23 protein-coding genes are annotated in these 24,127 nt (G+C 32.5%); 15 read left to right on the plus strand and 8 right to left on the minus strand.

All coding sequences use genetic code 11. From position 1 onward, the window contains the following. Positions 1 to 35 precede the first annotated feature (35 nt). Positions 36 to 2,222, minus strand: coding sequence for a DNA helicase RecQ (recQ, locus tag NG655_RS06630; RefSeq protein WP_252158542.1), 2,187 nt, complete (start codon positions 2,220 to 2,222; stop codon positions 36 to 38). Between the two features lie 89 nt (positions 2,223 to 2,311). Here recQ and NG655_RS06635 point away from each other — a divergent pair, with 89 nt between their 5' ends. From NG655_RS06635 to lptB, 4 genes are read left to right on the plus strand one after another with little or no spacing between them, the layout of a single operon-like run. After that, positions 2,312 to 3,280, plus strand: coding sequence for a KpsF/GutQ family sugar-phosphate isomerase (locus NG655_RS06635; protein WP_252158543.1), 969 nt, complete (start codon positions 2,312 to 2,314; stop codon positions 3,278 to 3,280). A 20-nt stretch (positions 3,281 to 3,300) separates the two neighbouring features. Continuing rightward, a complete protein-coding gene (tatC, locus tag NG655_RS06640; protein ID WP_252158544.1) occupies positions 3,301 to 4,098 on the plus strand; it encodes a twin-arginine translocase subunit TatC in 798 nt (265 codons plus the stop codon). Then, positions 4,091 to 4,438: a carboxymuconolactone decarboxylase family protein gene (locus tag NG655_RS06645; protein ID WP_252158545.1), complete on the plus strand. Its 348-nt coding sequence runs from the start codon at positions 4,091 to 4,093 to the stop codon at positions 4,436 to 4,438. The genes tatC and NG655_RS06645 overlap by 8 nt, the downstream gene beginning before the upstream one ends. Before the next feature lie 2 nt (positions 4,439 to 4,440). Further along, positions 4,441 to 5,181: an LPS export ABC transporter ATP-binding protein gene (lptB, locus tag NG655_RS06650; RefSeq protein ID WP_252158546.1), complete on the plus strand. Its 741-nt coding sequence runs from the start codon at positions 4,441 to 4,443 to the stop codon at positions 5,179 to 5,181. Here lptB and NG655_RS06655 read toward each other — a convergent pair. Continuing rightward, positions 5,178 to 5,924, minus strand: a complete 747-nt coding sequence (locus NG655_RS06655; protein WP_252158547.1) for a CDP-alcohol phosphatidyltransferase family protein — start codon at positions 5,922 to 5,924, stop codon at positions 5,178 to 5,180. The genes lptB and NG655_RS06655 overlap by 4 nt on opposite strands. A 159-nt stretch (positions 5,925 to 6,083) precedes the next feature. Here NG655_RS06655 and lnt point away from each other — a divergent pair, with 159 nt between their 5' ends. The 11 genes from lnt (at position 6,084) to NG655_RS06705 (ending at position 18,441) form a co-directional block, all read left to right on the plus strand. Then, positions 6,084 to 7,685, plus strand: coding sequence for an apolipoprotein N-acyltransferase (lnt, locus tag NG655_RS06660; RefSeq protein WP_252158548.1), 1,602 nt, complete (start codon positions 6,084 to 6,086; stop codon positions 7,683 to 7,685). 634 nt (positions 7,686 to 8,319) lie between these two features. Then, entirely contained in the window at positions 8,320 to 8,856 is a 537-nt protein-coding gene (locus tag NG655_RS06665; RefSeq protein WP_252159097.1) for a cob(I)yrinic acid a,c-diamide adenosyltransferase, read from the plus strand. Between the two features lie 63 nt (positions 8,857 to 8,919). Further along, positions 8,920 to 9,141 carry a DUF2795 domain-containing protein gene (locus NG655_RS06670; RefSeq protein ID WP_252158549.1) on the plus strand — a complete coding sequence of 74 codons (222 nt, stop codon included), beginning with the start codon at positions 8,920 to 8,922 and terminating at the stop codon, positions 9,139 to 9,141. A gap of 72 nt (positions 9,142 to 9,213) precedes the next feature. After that, positions 9,214 to 12,582: a preprotein translocase subunit SecA gene (gene secA, locus NG655_RS06675; protein WP_252158550.1), complete on the plus strand. Its 3,369-nt coding sequence runs from the start codon at positions 9,214 to 9,216 to the stop codon at positions 12,580 to 12,582. Between the two features lie 28 nt (positions 12,583 to 12,610). Further along, positions 12,611 to 13,870 carry a sterol desaturase family protein gene (locus NG655_RS06680; protein WP_252158551.1) on the plus strand — a complete coding sequence of 420 codons (1,260 nt, stop codon included), beginning with the start codon at positions 12,611 to 12,613 and terminating at the stop codon, positions 13,868 to 13,870. A gap of 3 nt (positions 13,871 to 13,873) precedes the next feature. Then, positions 13,874 to 15,001 carry a glycosyltransferase gene (locus NG655_RS06685; RefSeq protein WP_252158552.1) on the plus strand — a complete coding sequence of 376 codons (1,128 nt, stop codon included), beginning with the start codon at positions 13,874 to 13,876 and terminating at the stop codon, positions 14,999 to 15,001. Between the two features lie 73 nt (positions 15,002 to 15,074). Then, on the plus strand, positions 15,075 to 15,941 hold the full coding sequence (locus NG655_RS06690) for a PIG-L family deacetylase (RefSeq protein ID WP_252158553.1): 867 nt from the start codon (positions 15,075 to 15,077) through the stop codon (positions 15,939 to 15,941). A gap of 21 nt (positions 15,942 to 15,962) precedes the next feature. Further along, positions 15,963 to 16,613: a DUF2306 domain-containing protein gene (locus tag NG655_RS06695; protein ID WP_252158554.1), complete on the plus strand. Its 651-nt coding sequence runs from the start codon at positions 15,963 to 15,965 to the stop codon at positions 16,611 to 16,613. A gap of 13 nt (positions 16,614 to 16,626) precedes the next feature. Beyond that, complete coding sequence (locus tag NG655_RS09485; protein ID WP_419469271.1) at positions 16,627 to 16,800, plus strand: DUF1272 domain-containing protein; 174 nt, start codon at positions 16,627 to 16,629, stop codon at positions 16,798 to 16,800. 76 nt (positions 16,801 to 16,876) lie between these two features. Then, positions 16,877 to 17,536: a peptide-methionine (S)-S-oxide reductase MsrA gene (msrA, locus tag NG655_RS06700; protein WP_252158555.1), complete on the plus strand. Its 660-nt coding sequence runs from the start codon at positions 16,877 to 16,879 to the stop codon at positions 17,534 to 17,536. A 2-nt stretch (positions 17,537 to 17,538) separates the two neighbouring features. Next, entirely contained in the window at positions 17,539 to 18,441 is a 903-nt protein-coding gene (locus NG655_RS06705) for an aldose epimerase family protein (RefSeq protein WP_252158556.1), read from the plus strand. Here NG655_RS06705 and NG655_RS06710 read toward each other — a convergent pair. Genes NG655_RS06710 through NG655_RS06735 form a run of 6 tightly spaced genes read right to left on the minus strand, consistent with a single transcriptional unit; the run spans position 18,418 to position 24,005 of the window. After that, entirely contained in the window at positions 18,418 to 19,005 is a 588-nt protein-coding gene (locus tag NG655_RS06710; protein WP_252158557.1) for a phosphatase PAP2 family protein, read from the minus strand. The genes NG655_RS06705 and NG655_RS06710 overlap by 24 nt on opposite strands. After that, entirely contained in the window at positions 19,005 to 19,229 is a 225-nt protein-coding gene (locus NG655_RS06715) for a hypothetical protein (RefSeq protein ID WP_252158558.1), read from the minus strand. The genes NG655_RS06710 and NG655_RS06715 overlap by 1 nt, the downstream gene beginning before the upstream one ends. Before the next feature lie 11 nt (positions 19,230 to 19,240). Next, positions 19,241 to 20,605: an MATE family efflux transporter gene (locus NG655_RS06720; RefSeq protein WP_252158559.1), complete on the minus strand. Its 1,365-nt coding sequence runs from the start codon at positions 20,603 to 20,605 to the stop codon at positions 19,241 to 19,243. Between the two features lie 10 nt (positions 20,606 to 20,615). Next, positions 20,616 to 21,998, minus strand: a complete 1,383-nt coding sequence (locus NG655_RS06725; RefSeq protein WP_252158560.1) for a M20/M25/M40 family metallo-hydrolase — start codon at positions 21,996 to 21,998, stop codon at positions 20,616 to 20,618. A gap of 7 nt (positions 21,999 to 22,005) precedes the next feature. Then, complete coding sequence (locus tag NG655_RS06730) at positions 22,006 to 23,169, minus strand: sigma-54-dependent transcriptional regulator (RefSeq protein ID WP_252158561.1); 1,164 nt, start codon at positions 23,167 to 23,169, stop codon at positions 22,006 to 22,008. Positions 23,170 to 23,180: 11 nt separating this feature from the next. Then, on the minus strand, positions 23,181 to 24,005 hold the full coding sequence (locus NG655_RS06735; protein WP_252158562.1) for a mechanosensitive ion channel family protein: 825 nt from the start codon (positions 24,003 to 24,005) through the stop codon (positions 23,181 to 23,183). Positions 24,006 to 24,127: the final 122 nt, after the last annotated feature.

The following is a 24,127-nucleotide window of genomic DNA, read 5'->3' on the forward strand; positions in this document are numbered from 1 at the left end:
AGAAGTGAATACTTCTTCTAGTAAAAAAGAAAAAATTAATTTGCAACTTCACTCATAAACTTGATTCTGAAAAGTCTAATTTCTTCCTCTTCGTAATCTCCTTCGAACTCTTCAATGGCTAGAGCAACATCATCTGATTCTGCTTCCATAAAATATTCGTGTAATTCTTCTTGTTGATCTTCATCAAGAATTTCATCAATCCAATAGCTTATATTAAGTTTAGTACCAGAAAAAACGATAGTTTCCATTTCTTCAACAAACTTAATCATATTCATTCCTTTTGCAGCCGCAATGTCATCAAGAGGTAATTTACGATCTACATTTTGTATCATATAAAGTTTAAGTGCAGAATTAGCACCTGTACTTTTAACTATTAAATCATCCGGCCTGGTAATGTCATTTTCTTCAACATACGATTCAATCAATTTAAGAAATTGCTTACCATACTTAGCTGCTTTACCCTCACCAACACCATTTATATTCTTAAGCTCATCAAAAGATATTGGATATTTGAAAGACATTTCTGTTAAAGAATTCTCTTGAAACACAGTATACGGGGGCACTCCTACTTTATCAGCGACATTTTTTCTTAAACCCTTTAACTGGTTCAATAGATTTTCATCTGCAACTGCTGACTTTTTTGAAGCAGTATTCGTATTTCTATAAGATGCGAAATCGTGATCTTCAGTCATCAAAAAGGAATATGGTTTTTTTGAAAATTCTTTTCCTTTTTCAGTTATTTTGACAACACCATAAGTCTCTATTTCTTTTTTTAAAAACTTAGCTACAATTGCTTGTCTTATTAAGGCCATCCAATAAGAGGCTCTTGTATCTTTACCTTTACCAAAAACCTCTAATTCTGAAGCCTTATGACTATTAATCACAGCATTAGGTTCGCCAATTAGAGTTTTTACAATTTCTTTTGATTTAAATTGCTCTCTCGTTTGTTTTATAGCTTCAATAAGGATTTGAAGCTGATCTTGTGCTTCTATTTGTTTTTTTGGAAAACGCATATTATCGTCCATATCGCCACCCAAACCAGTTTCGTTATCAAATTCTTCACCGAAATAATGAAGGATAAACTTTCTTCTTGAAATGGAGGTTTCTGCAAAAGCAACCATTTCATTTAAAAGAGCAAAACCTATTTCTTGTTCAGCAACGGGTTTTCCAGCCATAAACTTTTCAAGTTTTTCTATATCCTTGTGCGAGTAAAAAGCTAAACAATGTCCTTCTCCTCCATCGCGACCAGCTCTTCCTGTTTCTTGATAATAACTCTCAATACTTTTAGGGATGTCGTGATGAATAACAAAACGAACATCAGGCTTATCAATTCCCATACCAAAAGCAATCGTAGCAACAACTACATCACAATCTTCTTTAAGGAACATATCTTGATTTTTAGCTCTTGTCTTGTTATCCAACCCTGCATGATAAGGAATTGCATTTATATTATTTACCTGAAGTGTTTGTGCTAATTGTTCTACCTTTTTTCTTGAAAGACAATAAATAATTCCAGATTTACCCTGATTTTGTTTAACAAAACGAATAATATTAGATTCTACATCCTCATTTTTGGGTTGAACTTCATAATATAAATTAGGTCGGTTAAAAGACGCTTTGAAAAGAGTTGCATCGGAGACCTTTAAATTTTTCAATATATCTTCTTGAACTTTAGGAGTAGCAGTAGCTGTGAGAGCAATTATGGGTAAATCTTTTTCGATTTTCTCAAGCATTACCCTTAAATTTCGATATTCAGGTCTAAAATCATGTCCCCATTCAGATATACAATGCGCTTCGTCAATTGCTAGAAAAGATAGGTCTACTGTTTTCAAGAATTCTATGGTCTCTTCTTTAACTAAAGATTCTGGAGCGACATATAAAAGTTTTGTAACCCCATGAACAATATCAGATTTAACCTGCTGTATAGCGGTTTTTGTGAGAGATGAGTTTAGCACATGTGCAATTCCGTCTTCTGAAGAAATCCCTCGAATTGCATCTACTTGATTTTTCATTAAAGCAATCAGAGGAGAAACCACAATTGCTGTTCCCGGAGACATTAAAGCAGGTAGTTGATAACATAACGATTTACCTCCTCCTGTTGGCATAATTACAAAAGAATTCTTGCGTTCTAGAAGATTTTCGATTACTGGACCTTGCAAGCCTTTAAATTCTGTAAACCCAAAATACTTTTTAAGTTCCTTCTGAAGTAGAGTATGCGACATTTAATTACGTCTTTGAATCAAAATTATTTACATTTGTACCACTACAATATAAGGCTTACAAAATTAATTTTATAAAATAAATCAAACAATTGTCAAATAAAGACCAGATTTTAGCAAATGCCAAAACAACCCTTGAGTTAGAATCAAAAGCAATTTTTGACTTGATTTCTACCTTAGATGATCAATTTGTTTCTACCGTAGAGCATTTATCAAATTTTGAAGGACGTGTTATAATTACTGGTATTGGTAAAAGTGCAGTTATCGCAATGAAAATTGTTGCTACATTGAATTCTACTGGCACTGCAGCTGTATTTATGCACGCTGCTGATGCAATCCATGGAGATCTTGGAATAATTCAAGATAAAGATGTAGTAATTTGTATTTCTAAAAGTGGAAACTCACCTGAAATACAAGCCTTAATTCCCTTCATAAAAAAAAGAGGGAATCTCGTAATTGCATTTACCGCGAATCCTGATTCTTTTTTAGCTAAAACAGCCGATAAAGTTATTAGTACATACGTTGAGAAAGAAGCCTGCCCCAATAACTTAGCGCCTACAACAAGTACAACTGTTCAACTTGCCGTTGGAGATGCATTAGCGGTATGTTTATTAAAATTAAAGAATTTTAATGAAAATGATTTTGCTCAACATCACCCAGGAGGAGCATTAGGAAAGAAGTTATACTTAACCGCAGGAGAACTAGCAAAAAAACACGAACGTCCATCGGTTGAAACTAATTCACCTGTTAAAATAGTTATTACAGAAATTACTAAAAAAAGACTCGGAGCAACAGTTGTAAAAAGGAACAATAAGATTGTAGGTATAATAACAGATGGTGACATAAGAAGAATGTTAGAAAATCATGACAATATTGGAAATTTAACGGCTCAAGATATTATGTCTGCTAATCCAATAACGATTGATCCAGAAAAACTAGCATTTGATGTAATGACAATCTTAAAAAGCAAAGATATAGGTCAGCTAATAGTAGAAGATTCAACCGGATATTACCTAGGTATGGTTCACATCCTTGATTTAATTAAAGAAGGAATTGAATAATGAGTAATAATCCTAACGAAATGTCTTTCCTAGACCATCTTGAAGAACTAAGGTGGCACTTAATTAGAGCTACTATGTCTATTTTAATTGTAGCAACAGCAGCTTTTATTGCCAAGGACTTTATATTTGATGTTATTTTATTTGGTCCAAAAAAAGTAGATTTTTTCACGTATCGACTATTCTGTGAATTATCTCAATCCTTGGGACAAGGAAATAGTTTATGCATCGACGAAATGCCTTTCAGGATACAAAGCAGAACCATGTCAGGTCAATTTTCAGCTCATCTATGGACCTCTATTACAGCTGGATTTATTATTGCTTTTCCTTATATACTTTTTGAATTTTGGAGGTTTATTAGTCCAGGACTAAAAAAGAAAGAACGTAAAAATGCAAGAGGATTTATCTTCATTGCATCCCTACTTTTTTTCACAGGAGTATTGTTTGGGTATTATATTGTGACCCCTTTATCTATTAATTTCCTTGGGAATTATACCGTAAGTAATGAAGTATTCAACGACTTTGATTTAAGCTCCTACATTAGTTTGTTGCGTGCATCTGTACTTTCTTCAGGATTAATATTTGAACTTCCTATTTTAATTTACTTTTTAACTAAAATTGGCATCGTAACTCCTCAATTCTTAAAGTCAAACAGGAAATTTGCTATTGTTCTTGTTTTAATACTTTCCGCTGTAATCACTCCACCTGATATTGCAAGTCAAATAATAGTAACTATACCAATATTAATACTTTATGAAGTAAGTATTTTTATTTCTAAAGTAGTTTATAAACGTCAACAAAAAGAGCTTCAAAATGTCTGATAAAGTAGATGAATTTAATTCGTATCGTTCAAAAATGAACAAGAAAATCTTGAATGAAAACTCTAAGGTTTTAAAAAGAATATTCAATCTAGACTCCAATGCTTTTAAAGCAGGTGCTTTAGATGGGAAAACAAAAGAATTACTTGGTCTTGTTGCCTCAACCGTATTGAGGTGTGATGACTGTATTCAATATCATTTAGAACAATGTTTCAAAGAAAAAATCACAAGAACTGAAGTAATGGAAAGTCTAGAAATTGCTACTTTAGTTGGTGGAACTATAGTAATCCCTCATCTAAGAAGAGCTTTTGAATATTGGGAAGTTCTTGAAGAAAAAAAATAACGATGCAGTTAAGAGCAGAAAATATAGTAAAATCATACAAAGGACGAGAAGTTGTAAAAGGAATCTCAATTGAAGTTAATCAAGGAGAGATTGTAGGATTGCTAGGACCCAATGGTGCGGGTAAAACAACTTCTTTTTATATGATTGTTGGATTAGTTAAACCAAATGGAGGGACTATACACATAGATAACACCGAAATAACTGACTATCCTATGTATCAAAGAGCACAAAATGGAATAGGATATTTAGCACAAGAAGCTTCTGTTTTTAGAAAATTAAGTGTAGAGGATAACATTTTGAGTGTTTTACAATTGACATCTTTAAGTAAAAAGGAACAGAATGATAAAATGGAATCCTTGATTGAAGAATTCGGATTAAATCATATTCGAAAAAACAGAGGGGATTTATTATCTGGTGGAGAACGAAGAAGAACTGAAATTGCAAGGGCATTAGCAACTGACCCAAAATTTGTTTTATTAGATGAACCTTTTGCAGGGGTAGACCCTGTTGCTGTAGAGGATATACAACGTATTATAGCTCACCTTAAAAACAAAAACATTGGAATCTTAATTACTGATCATAATGTTCAAGAAACATTAGCTATTACCGATAAAACGTATTTAATGTTTGAAGGAGGAATCTTAAAAGCAGGTGTTCCTGAAGAGCTCGCAGCAGACCCAATGGTTAGGAAAGTTTATTTGGGTCAAAATTTTGAACTCAGAAAGACCAAATTGGAATTCTAAATTCCAAGAACATTTTCCAATAAACTAAGAAATATATAAAGTATTATTGCGATCACAAATCCTGATAAACCAAAAAAATAAAATACCGGAACTACTAGAACTAAAAGAATTAGAGGCATTAATATACTCATAGGATTAGATCTAGTAAACCCCTTCAAAGCAATCATTTTCCAATGGATGTTCATAAAAAAAACAGAAAGGATTGTAATTAAAATTAATGCAAAAGGGGTTAAAAGAAAATCTTTAGAATTAACGAGTAAAGGATGGTTGAAAAATAATGGAAGTGCTCCAATAAAAAGAGCGTTTGCCGGGGTAGGAACCCCTCTAAAGTAAGGCACTTTTTCAGTTATTAAATTAAATTTCGCTAATCTAAATGCAGCACCTAAAGTAATCAAGAAACCAATTAAAGCTAATGGAACTAAAGTAAAAACTAAATTGAAACCTTGGAAATTAAAGCTAAAGTCAATACTATGAGAGCCAGAAATAACTAATAATTGATACATTATAACACCTGGAACAAGTCCACTTGTAACCATATCCGCAAGCGAATCTAACTGGACCCCTAAATCACTTTCAACACCTAAAAGTCTTGCGAAAAAGCCGTCGAAAAAATCACAAAAAACTCCTAAAATTACTGCTATTAGAGCCGCTGTAAAATAATGAGAGAATGCTAAAAAAACAGCTGCACACCCAAAAAATAAATTTAGAAAAGTGAATATATGTGGTATGCTTTTTCTTATCATAGTATTAAATATTCTACTAAAATAATAGTTTTATTAAGAGTTTGATTTAAAAGAAGAAACAAAAATTTAAAAAATAAAAATAAATTGATTTTTGTAAAAAAACACAACAAAGAGATCTAGAATTAAAAACTAAAAATTAACTTTCGAAAAATTAATTTTTTGAAAAAGTATTATAAGCACATTCTTCTTTCGGGCATATTACTAAGCTTGGGATGGCCAACATATGGATCACCTCTGCTTTTGTTTTTTGCACTTGTCCCAATTCTACATTTTGTAAATGAAGTACCAGATTCCTCTATTAAAAATAAAAACTTAACCGTTTTTGCTTATTCATACATCACCTTTTTAATTTGGAACATTTGGACGACTTGGTGGATTTATAATTCTTCGGTATTTGGAGCAACTTTTGCAATTTTATGTAATAGCAGTTTTTTTGCAATCTTAATTACTTTATACCATTGGTCTTTAAAACATTTATCAAAAATTGGCGCTGCTGTTTTCTTAGTTTCATCATGGATTTCTTTTGAAAAATTTCACCTATTATGGGACTTTTCATGGCCGTGGCTGAACCTAGGAAATGGATTTTCGGAATACATCAACTGGATTCAGTGGTATGAATATACGGGTGTTTTCGGTGGTTCAGTATGGGTTTTAGCACTTAATTTCTTTTTCTTTTTTCAATTTAAAAAATTTAAAAAAGAATCTGATTTCAAAAAAATCATAATAAAGTGTGTTCCCGGTCTTATATGGATTGCAATACCCATAGTCTGTTCTTTAATTATATTGAATAAAATAGAGGAACCTAAAACATTTTCAGAGGTAATAGTAATTCAGCCAAACGTTGATCCTTATGATGAAAAATATGAATTAACAAACGAAGATTTCAAAAACTCATTAATTAATCTTACCTCAGAACTAATTACAGACAAAACCTCATTTGTTGTTACTCCAGAAACTTTTTTTACTGAAAGAAGTGGTTTTGATATAGATATTTTTGAAAATTCTCAATTCAATATTTCTTTGAAAGAATTCATAGCTTCTCATAAAAATTTAAATCTAATTTCTGGGACTCAATTTTATAAGTTATATAGATCCAAAAATGAACCTACAGAAACGGCAAATAAAATTCAAGAGGGTTTTTGGGCAGATTTCTACAACAGTGCAATCCTGAGCGCTCCAAAGCAAAAGTCTCAAATTTATCATAAATCTAAGTTGGTTGTTGGCGTTGAAAACATGCCTTACAAAAGCTTTTTTAAACCTCTATTAGGGGAATTTATGCTGGACTTAGGCGGTACTGTATCGAGCAGGGCAATACAGTCTGAACGAACTGTTTTTAGCCACAGCATAAACGAAACTAAAGTAGCGCCAATTATTTGCTATGAATCTATATATGGTGAATATGTTACGGAATATGCCAGAAATGGAGCTGACTTTTTTACAATATTAACAAATGATGCCTGGTGGGGAAACACACAAGGGCACAAACAATTGTTGAGCTATGCAAGGCTTAGGGCAATTGAAAATCGTCGATCAATAGCCAGAAGTGCGAATACTGGAATAAGTGCTTTTATAAATCATAAAGGAGAAATAATAAAAACGTTACCCTATGAAGAAAAAGGCGCTCTGATTGGTAAAGTTGGTCTCAACAAAAACCTAACATTTTATTCCCGGTATGGAGACTACATTGCCCGTATAGCTAATTTTACGTTTTTCTTACTCCTACTTTCTTGTTTAGCAAGTATTCTTAGACGTAAAAAATGATCTTACATTACTTTAAATACCAGTTATTCAAACTTAAAGCAACAAATCAACATGGTGTTCATTCTCCATTTTTATATTCATTAGTATGTTCTTGTTTTTATAATTCTAATTTTAAGAAGAAAAAATCCCTCCCTCTTAATTCAAAAAGAAATAAGTTGACTTTAAGTCTGATTTTAGAAAATCTAAAAAGTTTTAACGAAACAGTTGAAACTGAATTTAAGATTGAAAAATTTAAAATTATCTACGATACAAATAAACCACTATCGCAGCAAATAGAGGACATTAGATTAATAAATGCTCCTCATCTTACCCTAATTGATGAATTACATTTTCAACGAGAGGAATGGAATTTATTTATTTTAAACTCTAAACACATTATCATGGATTTATATTTTTATGGAATCATAATTCAAAGGCCTCAACAGTCCAAAGAATTTTTTTCCCTAAGGGTTTTTTAAGTAATCCTCTCAAAATTTATAATTTTACAAAATGAACGAAAGTATTTTACACCTTATTGGACTAATTGTAGGGTATGTTTTGATTCGGAATTTTGTTTTTAAGAAAAAAAAAGGTAGGAAACTTAGCTTCCGTAAACGCTACGATTTAAGAAAAAAGAAAATGAGGAATGAAGAAGATTAAAGTATACACGAAAACTGGTGATAATGGAACCACAGGTTTGTTTTCTGGAGAACGTGTTCCAAAGCACCATATTAGAATCAAAGCTTACGGAACTGTTGATGAACTTAATTGCTGGATTGGCTTAATTAGAAGTCAAGATATAAAAAAAGAACAGGGAAAAGAATTGATTAAAATACAGAAGAATCTTATGCTAATTGGTTCAGAATTAGCAAATGAATCATCAGATTTAACAATCGATCTAATTCAAAAAGATGATGTAAAAGATATAGAATTATGGATTGATAGAATGACCGATGAACTTCCTGTATTAAGGAATTTTGTAATCCCTGGAGGACATTCCTGTGTTGCTAATACCCACTTAGCAAGATGTGTTTGTAGAAGAGCGGAGCGTTTCATAACTGAGTTAAATGACACATCAAAAACAAATCCAGTGATTATTTTTTATATTAACCGCTTGTCAGATTATTTATTCACATTGTCTAGAAAATTTGCTCATGACTTTAATGTTGAGGAAATAAAATGGATACCCTAGTAAAAACACTTAAAATTTCTTGCCAGTTTGTGATAAAAATTTATTTTTGCAAAAAACAAATTCATGTACTGGACATTAGAACTAGCTTCCTACCTTAGTGATGCACCTTGGCCGGCATCAAAAGACGAATTAATCGATTTCTCAATAAGAACTGGAGCTCCATTAGAGGTTGTAGAAAATTTACAATCAATGGAGGATGAAGGAGATGTATACGAATCCATTGAAGAAATATGGCCTGATTTCCCATCCGATGAAGATTATCTTTGGAATGAAGACGAATACTAAATAACTATCTTAATAAAGTCTCTTCGGAGGCTTTTTTTTTACTTAAATTTGATTGCTAAATTTAGAAGCCCTATGAGTATTTTAAATACAATATTGAAAACTTTCGTCGGCGACAAGTCGAAAAAAGATATACGTGCCATCCAACATTTGGTGGATCAAATAAATAAACATCAACTTGAATTTGAAAAAATATCTAACGATGATCTCAGAGAGAAAACCTCCTTGTTCAAAGCTAAAATTAAAGAGGCTCGTAAATCAATAGATAACGAAATAGAACAATTAAACTCTCAGTTAGAAGGAATTACTGATATTGACCAAAGAGAAGATATATATAATCGAATTGACACAATAGAATCTGAAGCCTTAAAAATCACCGAAGTATGTTTAGATGATATTTTGCCTGAAGCTTTTGCTGTTGTAAAAGAAACTGCTAGACGCTTCGTAGACAATAAACAACTCAAAGTAACAGCATCCTCAAAGGATAGAGAATTTGCTCAAGAGAAAAGCTATGTTGTCCTAGAAGGCGATCAAGCTCTTTGGGCAAATAGTTGGGATGCAGCTGGAAAAGCTATTACTTGGGACATGATTCATTATGATGTTCAGTTAATAGGTGGAATTACATTACATCAAGGAAAAATAGCTGAAATGCAAACTGGGGAAGGAAAAACCCTAGTAGCAACTTTACCCGTATATCTAAACGCATTAACAGGAAAAGGAGTACATCTAGTAACTGTAAATGATTATTTAGCTAAACGAGATAGCGCTTGGATGGCTCCGTTATTTGAATTTCACGGTCTTACATTAGATTGTATTGACCACCACCCTTCAAATAGTGAAGCAAGAAGAAAAGCTTATTTAGCAGATATAACGTACGGAACTAACAATGAATTTGGATTTGATTACTTGAGAGATAATATGTCTCACACACCTGAAGATTTAGTTCAACGTAAACATCATTACGCTATTGTGGACGAAGTAGATTCTGTATTAGTAGATGATGCGAGAACACCACTAATTATTTCAGGACCTGTTCCTCAAGGGGATCGTCATGAATTTGACCAACTAAAACCAAAGGTTGCTGACCTTTATACAAAACAAAAAACATTATTAGCTTCAGTTCTTGTGGAAGCTAAGAAAAAAATTGCAGCTGGAGATTCTGATGAAGGTGCCATTTTACTTTTGAGAGCATATAGAGGTTTACCAAAAAATAAAGCTTTAATCAAATTTTTAAGTGAAGAAGGAATTAAACAATTACTTCAAAAAACTGAAAACTATTACATGCAAGACAACAATAGAGAGATGCATATAATTGATGCAGAACTTTATTTTGTTATTGATGAAAAAAACAATCAAGTCGATCTTACAGAAAAAGGAGTTGAATATTTATCTCAAAGTGTTCAAGAAGATAACTTTTTTGTGCTTCCAGACATAGGAATGGAAATTGCTAAAATTGAAAATTCGAATTTAGCTCCTGAACAAGAAGCTTCTGAGAAAGAAGTTCTTTTCAAGGACTTTGGAATAAAGAGTGAACGCATTCATACAATGACACAACTCTTTAAAGCCTATACACTCTTTGAAAAAGACACCGAGTATGTTGTAATGGATAATAAAGTTATGATTGTCGATGAGCAAACCGGTCGTATTATGGATGGAAGGCGATATTCGGACGGACTACATCAAGCAATTGAAGCAAAAGAAAATGTAAAAATTGAAGCAGCAACCCAAACATTTGCTACCGTTACCCTTCAAAATTACTTCCGAATGTATCATAAACTTTCTGGAATGACAGGAACGGCAATTACTGAAGCGGGAGAATTTTGGGAGATCTACAAATTAGATGTTGTAGAAATTCCAACCAACCGACCAATCGCAAGAAAAGATGAAGATGATCTTATATATAAAACTAAGAGAGAGAAGTACAATGCAGTAATTGAGGAAGTTTCTAAACTATCTGCAGCTGGAAGACCTGTTCTAATAGGAACTACTTCGGTAGAGATTTCTGAATTACTGAGTAAAATGCTTAACATCAGAAAAGTTAAACACAACGTACTTAATGCAAAACTTCACAAAAAAGAGGCCGATATTGTAGCAGAAGCTGGTAATCCAGGAGTTGTTACTATAGCAACAAACATGGCTGGACGTGGAACAGATATAAAACTGTCTGATGAAGTAAAAGCCAATGGAGGTCTTGCAATTATTGGAACCGAACGTCATGATTCAAGACGTGTAGACAGACAGTTAAGAGGTAGGTCTGGAAGGCAAGGAGATCCTGGAAGCTCTCAGTTCTTCGTTTCTTTAGAAGACAACCTAATGCGACTTTTTGGCTCCGATAGAGTTGCAAAAGTAATGGACAGAATGGGACTTGAAGAAGGGGAAGTTATTCAACACTCAATGATGACTAAGTCAATAGAAAGAGCCCAAAAGAAAGTTGAAGAAAATAACTTTGGAATTCGTAAAAGGTTACTTGAGTACGACGATGTTATGAACGCTCAAAGAGAGGTTATTTACAAAAGAAGAAAACACGCCTTACAAGGAGATCGTTTAAAAGTTGATATAGCCAATATGCTTTTCGAGGTATGTGAAGAAATTGTAATTAACAACAAGCAAGGTGATGATTTTAAAAACTTCGAATTTGAAATTATCAGTAACTTTTCTATTACAGCTCCGGTTTTAGAAGACGAGTTTTTATCAACTGATGAACGAACATTAACCGATAAACTTTATGAAACTGTTCATCAGTATTACCAACAAAAAACAGAGATCAACGCAACTCTTACTTTTCCGGTAATAAAGCAGGTTTATGAAAACCCTAACAACAAATACGAAAAAATTGTTGTCCCGTTTACCGATGGAAATAAAACTCTTAAAGTTGTTACCCATCTTGAAAAAGCATATAAGTCAAAGGGTAAAAATCTTATTGAAGATTTTGAACGAAATATTACACTTGCTATTATTGATGAAACATGGAAGAATCATCTTCGTAAAATGGATGAGTTAAAACAATCGGTTCAACTTGCGGTTCATGAACAAAAAGATCCACTATTGATCTATAAATTCGAAGCTTTTGAATTATTCCAATCCATGATCCTTCGACTAAACAAAGAAGTTCTTTCTTTTTTACTAAAAGGTACTATTCCTTCAAATGATAATAATTCCATCAAAGAAGCGAAAAAACCTAGTAAATTAGAGAAAATAAAGACCAGTAAAGATGATGTTTTGAATACAGAAGAAATGGCTGCCAAGAACAGAGCGATTGGCGGTAATGCAGGTCAAGGTAGATCCAGCACTGTTGAGACAATTGTGCGCGAACTTCCCAAAATTGGACGTAATGATCGTGTTGTAATTAAGAACGTTCAGAATGGAGAAAGTAAAACCCTAAAGTTCAAACAAGCCGAACCTCTTATCTCTTCGGGTCAGTGGGTATTGGTAGGAAAAAATTAATTTGTACTTTTAAAGTATAAATTAATTTATGGAACAATACGCAGCAGTTCTTTTATGGGCAATTCCTAGTTTTCTAGTTCTTGTTGTCATAGAGATTGTTTATGGTCATTTGACAAATAAACAAACATATACCTTAATGGATACCCTCTCTAGCTTAAGCTCTGGTATGACAAATACCTTGAAGGAAACTTTGGGACTTGCTCTTGTTATAATTTCATATCCATTCATTTTAAAAAATATAGCTCTAATTGAATTAGAAAGTTCATCTGCATTATATTTCATTGCATTTATATGCATTGATTTTGCAAGCTATTGGAATCATAGATTAAATCATAAGATTAACATTTTTTGGAACCGACACGTGATTCATCATAGCAGTGAAGAGTTCAATTTAGCCTGTGCTTTAAGACAAAGTATATCCTCAATATTTGGATTTGGAGCACTTTTCCTAATCCCAGCAGCAATTTTAGGGGTGCCCCCAAAAGTAATTAGTATTCTAGCTCCCCTTCATTTATTTGGTCAATTTTGGTATCACACACGACATATTGGTAAACTCGGTTGGTTAGAATATATTTTAGTAACTCCATCACAACACAGAGTTCATCACGCAATTAATCCAATTTATATAGATAAAAATCTTTCTGCCATTTTCTGTATTTGGGATCGTCTTTTTGGAACATTTCAAGAAGAATTAGATGATGAACCACCAGTATATGGAGTTTTAAAACCAGTTCAAACTTGGAATCCGATCTGGATAAACTTCCAGCATTTCTGGGCGATTTTAACAGATGCATGGTATGCCAAAAATTGGATTGACAAACTCAGAGTTTGGTTTATGCCAACCGGTTGGAGACCTAAAGACGTCCAAGAACGTTTCCCAAGAACAATTATTGAAAATGTTCACTTACATGAAAAATATAATCCTGAATACTCTTTTGCACAAAAAGCAATTGGAATTTTTCATTTTATTATAATCAATCTAATGATCCTTTACTTCTTGTCAAATTTTGTAGAGATAAGTAATTCTTTACGATTGGGATTAGGATTTTTAATTTTCGGATGTATATTCAGTTTCACTTCCCTTATGGATCTCCATTCTTGGGCAATTAAATTTCAAATCGCATGGGCTTCTATAGCTTTAATAATATTATGGCTACCTAACTTACAGTTTTTATTTATTGAATTCCAAACAGTTAAAATTGGATTGACTTTTTATTTTGGAATCAGTATAATCTTAACCAATTGGAATACTTTGAAAGCACCTACTCAAACTCAAAGAACAAATTAATCAATGGCAATTGATTGTCTAATTTTAGGTCCTGCTTACCCCTACCGTGGGGGTATTGCAGATACAAATCATGCTTTTGCTAAGGAATTAACAAAACAAGGTTTAACCACCGAGATCTGGACATTTACCAAACTTTATCCGAACATCATTTTTCCTGGAAAAACTCAGTTTGATCTAGCAGATAAAGAGTTTTCTTTTAAAATAGTTAAAAAAATACATGCCTATAATCCATTTAGTTGGAAAAAAATATCGGACGAAATAAATTCCTTGGCTCCAAAAAGAGTTGTTTTTAGATATTGGACTCCCCTCCTGGCAATCGCTTGGGGTAACATAGCAAAAAGACTCGATGAATCTATAAAAAGAATAGCTTTAGTCGATAATTGGAACCCACATGAACCCAAACCTTGGGATAATAGTCTTAATCGTTATTTCTCTGATAAAATGAATCTGATTACAACTTTGTCAGAATCGGTTCATTCAGAAATAATAAGTGAGGTTAATATACCGGTAAACAAAGGCTTTCATCCTATAAATGATGATCTCCCAGAAATTATATCCAAAAAAGAAGCAAGAGAACGTTTAAAGCTAAATCAACATTTAAACTATATTTTGTTTTTTGGTTTAATACGATCTTATAAAGGGTTAGATCTACTAATTGAAGCTTTTAAATATTTAAATAAATCAAATCAAGTTATAAAACTTTTAATTGTAGGGGAATTTTATGAAGACGAAACCCAGTATAAAAAATTAATCCAAAAACTCAATTTAACGAATCAAATTGAAATTACTAATGAGTTTGTTTCATTCGAACTTGCTCGCGACTATTTTTGTGCGGCTGATCTTGTGGTACAACCCTACAAAACAGCGACACAAAGTGGTGTAACACCAGTTGGATACTTTTACGAAACTCCTTTGATCGTGACAGACCTTGAAGGTTTAAAAGCACCTATTATTAAAGATAAATCCGGGAAAGTAAGTTCTAAAAACCCAAAAGATATTGCTGAAGCAATAACAGAATTAATACAAAAAGAGAATCTAGAGTTGGCCCAAAAAAATATCAGAAAATCCAAAACAAGTTATAGCTGGAGATCTTTCACTGAGCAATGGATCTCTTTTATAAATCAGAATTAATTGAATTACATTTTGTTTTAAAATCATAATACAAGATTTTATTTTGTAGCTTGAACTTATAAAAAACAAAATTATGGGTATTAAAAGCCAGATTCTATTTTTACTATCTATTGTATATTCTTTGTTAGGATATGGTCAACAAACAAGTTTTTACATCTCTGCACATCAGGACGATTGGCAATTATTCATGAACCCTAATGTGTATAAAAGTATAAAAAACGAAGATGAAAAAACAGTTATAATTCATTTGACTGCAGGAGATGCAGGTCATGGAATTTCCAATAATGATTATTATAAAGCTAGAGAGGAAGGAAGTCTTCGAGCAATTAGATTTATAAGTAACTCGTTTAGTTCTGGAATTGATAAATTAGAAACATGGGAGACTGTTAAAATTAATAAAAAAAAGATTCTGAGGTATTCCTATGATGGAAATATAGTTTATCTCCTACGATTACCAGATGGAAATGGTACAGGAGAAGGCTACCCTATTCATAACAACAAAAGTTTAGAAAAACTATACAAGAAAGAGGTAATTAACTTACACTCTATAGATAGTACAGCAAACTATAAAACAAAAACAGACTTAATTAAAACCCTTAGTAAACTTGTCCAAAAAGAATCTAAAAACTCTAAAATCCAAATAAATTTAGCCAACACAAACTTAGCCGATCATCCTGAAGACCATTCAGATCACAGAACTTCGTCTCTTTTCTTTCAAGAAGTTGCAAAGCAGATTGGAGGATTAGAACTCAGATTATACTTAAATTACAAAACGTCTACTCTCCCAAAAAATATAATTGAAGAAGACTTTATAAATAATATTGGCGCATGGGGAGCTACAACTTCGGGAATAGGAGAAAGTGGCCATCCAAGCACATGGGACACCATTCATAACGAATGGCTGAGTCGTCAATATTACAAGTCCTATTTTTTACCCTAAACAACCCAAAAGAACCTACTTATGAAAAACCTTTATGAAGTTATACTTTTAATACACGTATTAAGTGGTGTATTAGGATTATGCACTGGCACAATAAATATTATAAAACCAAAAGGAGGTAAAAGACATAGACTGGTGGGAAATCTGTTTGTGTTTTTTATGATTTCTACAGGAATTTCTTCTGTAGTAATAGCCTTACTAAAAGATAACACCTTTTTATTTGCAGTTGGAGTTTTTACTGTTTATTTAGTTGGAACCGGAAATCGTTATATGAATTTAAGACTTTTAGGAAAAGGACAAAAACCAAAAATTATAGATTGGATACTCAGTATTTGTATGCTGATTGGTGGGGTATACTTTATTTCAAAAGGAATATTTTTATTGTATAACGCTAGTAATTTCGGAATTGCTTTAATTGTTTTTGGTCTTGTTGGGCTTTATGGTGTTAAAAATGATTTCTTAAATTATTTAGGCAAATGGAAAAACAAAAGATTCTGGATGTTAATTCATATCTCAAGAATGACTGGCGGTTATATAGCAGCACTAACTGCTTTTATTGTTGTGAACAAGTCAGGTCTTCCTGGTAACCTTCCAGAGTACATCTATTGGTTAATACCAACATTTATATTAACTCCTTTAATTATTTATTGGAGCAAACCTTATAAACAATAAAATAATGTTACAGATGAAAAATAAATGTGAACATTGCCATAAGGTACTTGTTCACGAAAACGAAGAAACTTATATCTGCTCCTATGAGTGTACTTATTGCAAAGAATGTGTAGAAACTGTTTTAAAAAATACCTGTCCTAATTGTGGTGGTAATTTTGAAAAAAGACCTCTTAGGTTTACTAAATAACAGGTCGTTACAAGGGTCTAGTAAAATATGTTTTCTATAAACATATTATTTGTAAATTGGACAACAAATTCATTAAATGAAAATTCAATTTACTTTATTTAGTTTACTAATATTCCAGACCTGTTTATCCATTGGATCTAAACCAATAGACAATGATCAAAAGATATGGCACCCAACAACTACCCTTCAAAAAGGTCTTAAAAAAGCTTATTTTGCTGGAGGCTGTTTTTGGTGTGTAGAAGCAATATATGAAAGCGTAGAGGGAGTTCATGAGGTTTATTCTGGTTATTCCGGAGGGGAAACTAAGAACCCAAATTACCGTCAAATTGGAACTGGTAAAACAGGTCATGCTGAAGCTGTTGAAGTTATTTATGATCCTACAAAAGTTTCATTCGGAATTTTAGTTCAAGTATTTTTTGGGTCTCATGATCCAACCACTCCATTCAGACAAGGACCTGATAGAGGCTCGCAATACCGCTCGATTGCATTTTACAGTAATGATACCGAAAGGGAAATTATTCAACAATATATAGAGCTTTTAGTTGAGAAAGAGATCTTCGAAAATGAAATAGTAACCGAAGTTAAACCCTTAGAAAAGTTCTATTATGCAGAAGAATACCATCAGGATTATGAACGTTTAAACCCAAATAACCCTTATGTTAAGAACGTTTCAATTCCACGACTTAGAAAGTTCCAAAAAGCCTACCCTGAACTCTTAAAAACAAATACCCATTAAACTTGAAAGAAATAACCCTTACAAATGATTTACTTAAAATTGTAATTCTTCCTTATGGAGGGATTATTAAGGAGTTATGGTATAATGGGATTAATGTAGTTTTAGGACATGAGAATTCAGATAGTTATTTAGATAATCCATGGAAAATCGGAGCCTGTATAGGTCGCTACGCAGGTAGGTTAAGCTCTTCATTTACACTTGAAAATAAAACACATAAACTAGTAAACAAAAAAGGAATCCAATTACATGGAGGTTCTGCAGGATGGGATCAATCTACCTGGAAAATATATGATCTATATCACGGGTCTACACCACATTTAACGTTAAAACATAGATGTATTGAGGAGAATTCAGGTGGTCATCCAGGAACCATTGATGTAAGCTTAAAATACAGTTTATATTTAAATAAATTAATTATAGAATATAAAGCTATTACCGATAAAGCCTGCCCAATTAATATAACAAACCACAGCTATTTTAATCTGAGTGGAGCTGCTGAATTAAATGATCACAACTTAATGGTTAATTCAGCAAAAACACTGGAATTAGATAAAAATTTAATGCCTACAGGGAAATTTAAAGAATCATTTGGTACTGAATTTGATCGTAACAAAATGAGACCAATTGGTAAATCCAGATATGATGATTGTTTTATCCTAAAAAATAATACTGAAATTAAAGCAAGTTTGAGTGCAAATTCGACTGGTATACAAATGGATGTTTTAACGGATCAGCCTAGCATAGTTGTTTTTAATCCAAAAGAGTTGAATGGGATTTGTTTTGAAACTCAAAAATTTCCTGATAGTCCAAATTTCCCAAATTTCCCAAACACGATAATCAAACCAAAAGAAAGGTATATACAGAAAACAGAATTTGTTTTTTCAAAGATTAAAAAAACCTTCTGAAAAATATCTATTGTACAATTTGGTAGCTATTTTATAAAACAATAAGGACCAAAAAAAGCCAAAAGTTGCACCTGAGAAAACGTCTAACGGATAATGCACACCGATATAAATTCGACTATAAGCGATTAAAGCAGCAATAAAAAATAAGAGATACTTGATTTTTGGGAATTTTTCTCTAAACAAAAAACTGAAAAAAGTTGCAAGGGCAAAAGAATTAGAAGCATGTCCTGAGAAATAACCATATAAACCACCACAGCTTTTCTTTACAATTCTCATAACCTCTTGAATTTCAGGATTATGACAAGGCCTCAGTCGTTCAAAACCATATTTAAACATGTTAGTAACCTGGTCGGTAACTAAAATTAATGCGCCTACTGCTAAAAGTAAAAATAAAGCGGATTTATATCCCTTAGAACGATAATACCAAAGCAATAAAATAATGTAAACAACAAAATTGCTTGCTTTGTGCGTAATCATCATCCATAAAGCATCAAAAGAAGGAGATCCTAATCCATTTAGAAATAGAAACAAAGAGGTATCCCAATCTAATAAACTATCAATCATTACTCTAAAGATTCAATTTCAGAGTCAAAAAAGTTTAAAGCTTCTTCTATTAAATCTTGAGTTACTTTTCCTAATTCTTCCTCATCTTCTTTACTAAACTCCTCAAACCACAAAACATCATCATTTGATACGTTTAAAAGAAATCGAGGATACTCAGTGTGAAGCACAAAGATTTCATCTTGTAATGTTGAGCTGTCAGCAATTAAAAATTTTGGTACTTCCATAGTATTATAGTTTAGTTTATAATGAGCTTATCCGTTTTAAATTTAAATCGTAAAAATAGTAAAATTGCTGAACAAGAAAGACCTGTTAACAAACCGATCCAAATTCCAGTTGCCTTAAAAGGGGTATAAAAAGCAAGATAATATGAAACAGGGAATCCAATCAACCAATAAGAAATGAATATTAAGGTAGTTGGAATATTAACATCCTGAAGTCCACGAAGAGCTCCAAGAACTACAACCTGTAAACCATCTGTTATCTGAAAAAACCCAGAAATAATTAACAAAGAAGATGCTATTGCAACAACCTCGAGTGTATCAGAGGAAGTTTGTATCCCGTTATTATCTAAATAAATCCAGGGTAATTCGGTATTAAAAATTAAATAAAATGCACAGAAAAAAACATCAATTATTATAATCAAAAGAAAAACAGAAAAAGCAATCCTTTTCAGCTCCAAGTAATCTTTTTTCCCAAACTGGTTCCCAACGCGGATCATGGCAGTCGCTCCTAGTCCCATTGCAACCATAAAAGTCATGGAAGTTAAGTTTAAAGTAATCTGATTGGCTGCCTGTGAGTTAGTGCCCAATAAACCCGACATCCATACTGCAACTACAAAAAAAGCAATCTCAAAAAACATTTGCAGAGCAGAAGGTAAACCTAATTTGAAAATTTTTTTAATTAAGAAAAGTTTCATTTGAGAAAACTTTAACGTCAAATCATACTTTTGGTATTGCTTTTTATATTTTACATAAAGAACTATATAAATAAGCATAGTAATTCGTGAAATTAAAGTTCCAATTGCTGCCCCTTCCACCCCAAGTTTTGGAAAACCAAAATGACCGAAAATTAATAAATAATTTAAAATTACATTAATCCCATTTGCAACAAGAGTTGCATACATTGCTGGACGAGTTAATGACAATCCATCGGAAAACTGACGGAAAGCCTGAAACATAATCATAGGTATTAAAGAAACTGCAACCCAATTTAAATAAGGAAAAGCTAAGAATACTACATCCTCTGGCTGACCCATGCGAAACATTTGATTGCGAGATAAATAAACAGCTAGAAACAAAAGAAGACCCAAAAGAGTACATAAAAAAAAACCATGAACAAAAATCTGACCCACACGTTTAATATCAGAATTCCCATCTGCCTGAGCTACAAGTGGAGTAAGCGCAGTAGAAAAACCTATTCCTAAAGACATCGCAATAAAAAAGAAACTATTTCCTAAAGAAACAGCAGCTAACTCGGTAGCTCCTAATTGTCCAACCATGATATTATCTATCATTTGAACAACGGTATGTCCTAGCAGTCCCAAGATTACAGGAAAAGCAATTTTAATGTTAGTTTTAAACTCTCGGGTATATTGATTCAATGATAGGATATTAAAGACTGAAATAATCAACTAAAAAAACTAATGAGGCCATTGTTGCTGAACCCAGCTCTAGTTCCCTTTTATTAATTGCGTCAAAGGTATCATTTTCTGCATGATGGTAATCAAAATAACGTTGTGAATCTGGTTTAAGACCTGCTAAAATATTTGCATCTGTTTTTAGATGTCCAACATCTGCTCCACTCCCACCTTTTACAAATAAATGAATTAGATAAGGCTCAAAATAAGATTCCCAACTTTGTATTGTTTTTAGCTTTTCCGGGGATGTATCTATTGAAAATCCTCTTGGTGTAAAACCTCCTGAATCAGATTCTAAAGCAAATACATGGTTTTCATTTTTTGATTTAGAAACAGATGCATATTTCGTTGCACCTCGCATACCATTTTCTTCATTCATAAAAAGAACTACCCTAAGGGTTCTTTTAGGATTGTAGTTTATTTCTTTGAATAATCTTAAAACCTCCATGGATTGTACTACTCCAGCTCCATCATCATGAGCGCCATCACCTAGGTCCCAAGAATCTAAATGCCCACCTACAACCATTATCTCCTCAGGTTTTTCAGAACCAATAATTTCACCGATCACATTATATGATTGTACATCTGGAAGGTTTTTACAATTTTGTTTTAAATAAAAACGAAGGTTAGGATTTAATGAAATCATAGAACTCAATAGTTCCGCTCCATTAGTACTTATCGCAGCAGCTGGAATTCTCTTCTTGAATGGTAAAAGACCATAACTCATTGATCCGGTATGTGGATAATCATCTAATCTTAAATTTACAGACCTTACTAAAACTGCAACTGCACCCATATTTGCGGCTTGTTCTGCTCCGGAATATCGTTGATCTACACAACCTGAATATGCCTCAAATGTATTTATTAAATCTGCTTGCATTGGTCGATTAAAAAAAACAATTTTTCCTTCTACCTCTGCTCTGCTTAAATTATTCAATTCCTCGAATCCTTTTACTTCAATAACTTCAGCTTTAATTCCTGTTAAAGGAGTAGCAACAGAACCCCCTAGGGCACAAATGGGCACATTAATCGTTTTTCCTGGACTCGTTTCAATATGTGCATACTCAAAAGTTCCACGTATCCACTTAGGAACCATAACCGGCTGAAGCCAAACGCGATCTAAACCAAGAGCATCTAATTCCGCTTTACCCCAGTCTACCGCACGTTGCGCATTTAAAGAACCTGATAATCTTCCTCCAATCTGATTGGATAAGTGATCTAGCCAAGAATAACTTTTTCCATTTAATAATGCTGTAGAATAAATAGATTTAAGTTTATCATCTACTTTAGGATTAGACTGAGATTGAGCTTGAGCTAAGCCAAACATCATTAAAAATAAAATACTCATATTCTTCATACTCTAATTATTTTGGTGCAAATTGGATTATATTATTGCTGGTTATTGGATTGTCTCCTAAAATCATAAGTCGTTCAACAACATTTCTTAATTCACGTACATTACCAGTCCAAGGATATTGCTTTAATAATGCTAAGGCTTTAGGCTCTATAGATTTAACAGGCATGCCGTCTTTTTTAGCAATTTGATTGATAAAGTGATCTACAAGTAATGGGATGTCCTCAGTTCTCTCAGAAAGAGAGGGAACCTCAATCAATATTACTGCCAATCTATGGTAAAGATCTTCTCTAAATCTACCTGCTTTGATTTCCTCTTTTAAATCTTTATTAGTTGCAGCTAATATTCTAACGTCAACTGTAATATCTTTGTCACTACCTACTCGCTGTACTTTATTTTCTTGAAGTGCTCTTAAAACCTTTGCTTGAGCACTTAAACTCAAATCTCCAATTTCATCCAAAAATAAAGTCCCTTGAGATGCTGCTTCAAATTTACCTTTTCGATCTTTGATAGCAGAAGTAAAAGCGCCTTTGAGATGACCAAACAACTCACTCTCTATCAATTCTGAGGGAATAGCTGCACAATTAACCTCTATGAGTGGAAATTTTTGACGTACACTTTTTTGATGAATCTGATGTGCAACCAATTCTTTTCCAGTACCGTTTGGACCTGTAATTAAAATTCTAGCTTGAGTAGGAGCTACCTTATCGACTAGTTCAATTACTTTTTTAATTTCAAGAGATGAGCCAATAATATCATATTTTCGAGCAATTTTCTTTTTTAAACGAACATTCTCTTTAATTAAATGTTTGCTTGCAATAGCGTTACGTACCGAAATTAAAAGTCGATTTAAATCCGGTGGTTTTGGAATAAAATCATAAGCTCCATTTTTCATTGCATGGACAGCGGTTTCAACATTACCATGACCTGTTAACATAATAAAAGGAACTAAAATGCCACTTTTCTGAGCTTTTTCTAAAACCTCTAAGCCATCCATTTTTGGCATTTTGATGTCACATAGAACAAGATCAAAATCATTGTTTTCTAACATTTTTATTCCATCCTTCCCGTCTGTGGCTTCAAATATTTTAAATTGATCATTTTCTTCGCTCAAGATTTTAACTAGGACTCGACGAATAGGTTCTTCATCTTCTATTATTAATATTCTAGTCATTGCTTGTAGGTTTATGATTTATTCATCCATACCGTTCTTTGAGGAAATGGTATTTCAATATTATTTTCATTAAAAACTTCGTAAATACGATAACGAATAGCACTTTTAACCATATTTGAAGAAAAACTATTATTTATAGTAAATGTAAGTTTTAAATCAAGAGCACTATCTCCAAAATCGTTAAAAAGAACATCTGGCTTAGGTTCTCTAACAACTTCATTAAATTCTAGACTCAAATCGATTAACAGTTGTTTTACTAAATTTAAATCAGAACCATACGCGACTCCTATATGAATATTTTCTCTTGTTAAAGTTCCGTTTTCTGTCCAATTATAAAGTACTGAGGTTAAAAATTTATGGTTAGGAATAATGAGTACTTTGTTATCAATTGTTACCGCTCGTGTAGTTCTCAGGGTAATGTTTTCAATTTTTCCAACCTGGCCATCCAATTGAATAATATCGCCAACATGAACAGTTTGATCAGCAATAATAAAAACCCCAGAAATTATATCCTGAATAAATGTTTGAAGCGCGAGACCTACTCCTACCAAAAGAGCAGCTGACGCAGCAAAAATACCGGTTACATTAACTCCTATATTCTCGAATGTAATTAAAATTACAATCAAATAAATGAAGTAATTAAAGAAAGAAAAAATACTCTTAAAGGTGTATTGTGCTTGTTTATTTAAAGTTCGAAAAACTAATTTTTTAATTAACCTTAAAAAATATTTAGTTAAAACAAATACCGCTAGGATAATCAGGATCGATTTCAAAGAAAATGAAACTGAAGATCCTAAGCTAATCTGATAATTAAAAAAGTCAAAAAAATGCTGCATGTGAGTCTTTTATCGATCCAAAGATAAAATAAAAATGGGGCTAAAAATAAAACCCACCCTTAAAAATAAGGATGGGAAAAATGATGTGAAAAAATCAATAGCTCATATGAACCATAGACTAA

The sequence above is a fragment of the Candidatus Arcticimaribacter forsetii genome (genome assembly GCF_910589745.1).
Taxonomy (GTDB): Bacteria; Bacteroidota; Bacteroidia; order Flavobacteriales; family Flavobacteriaceae; genus Arcticimaribacter; species Arcticimaribacter forsetii.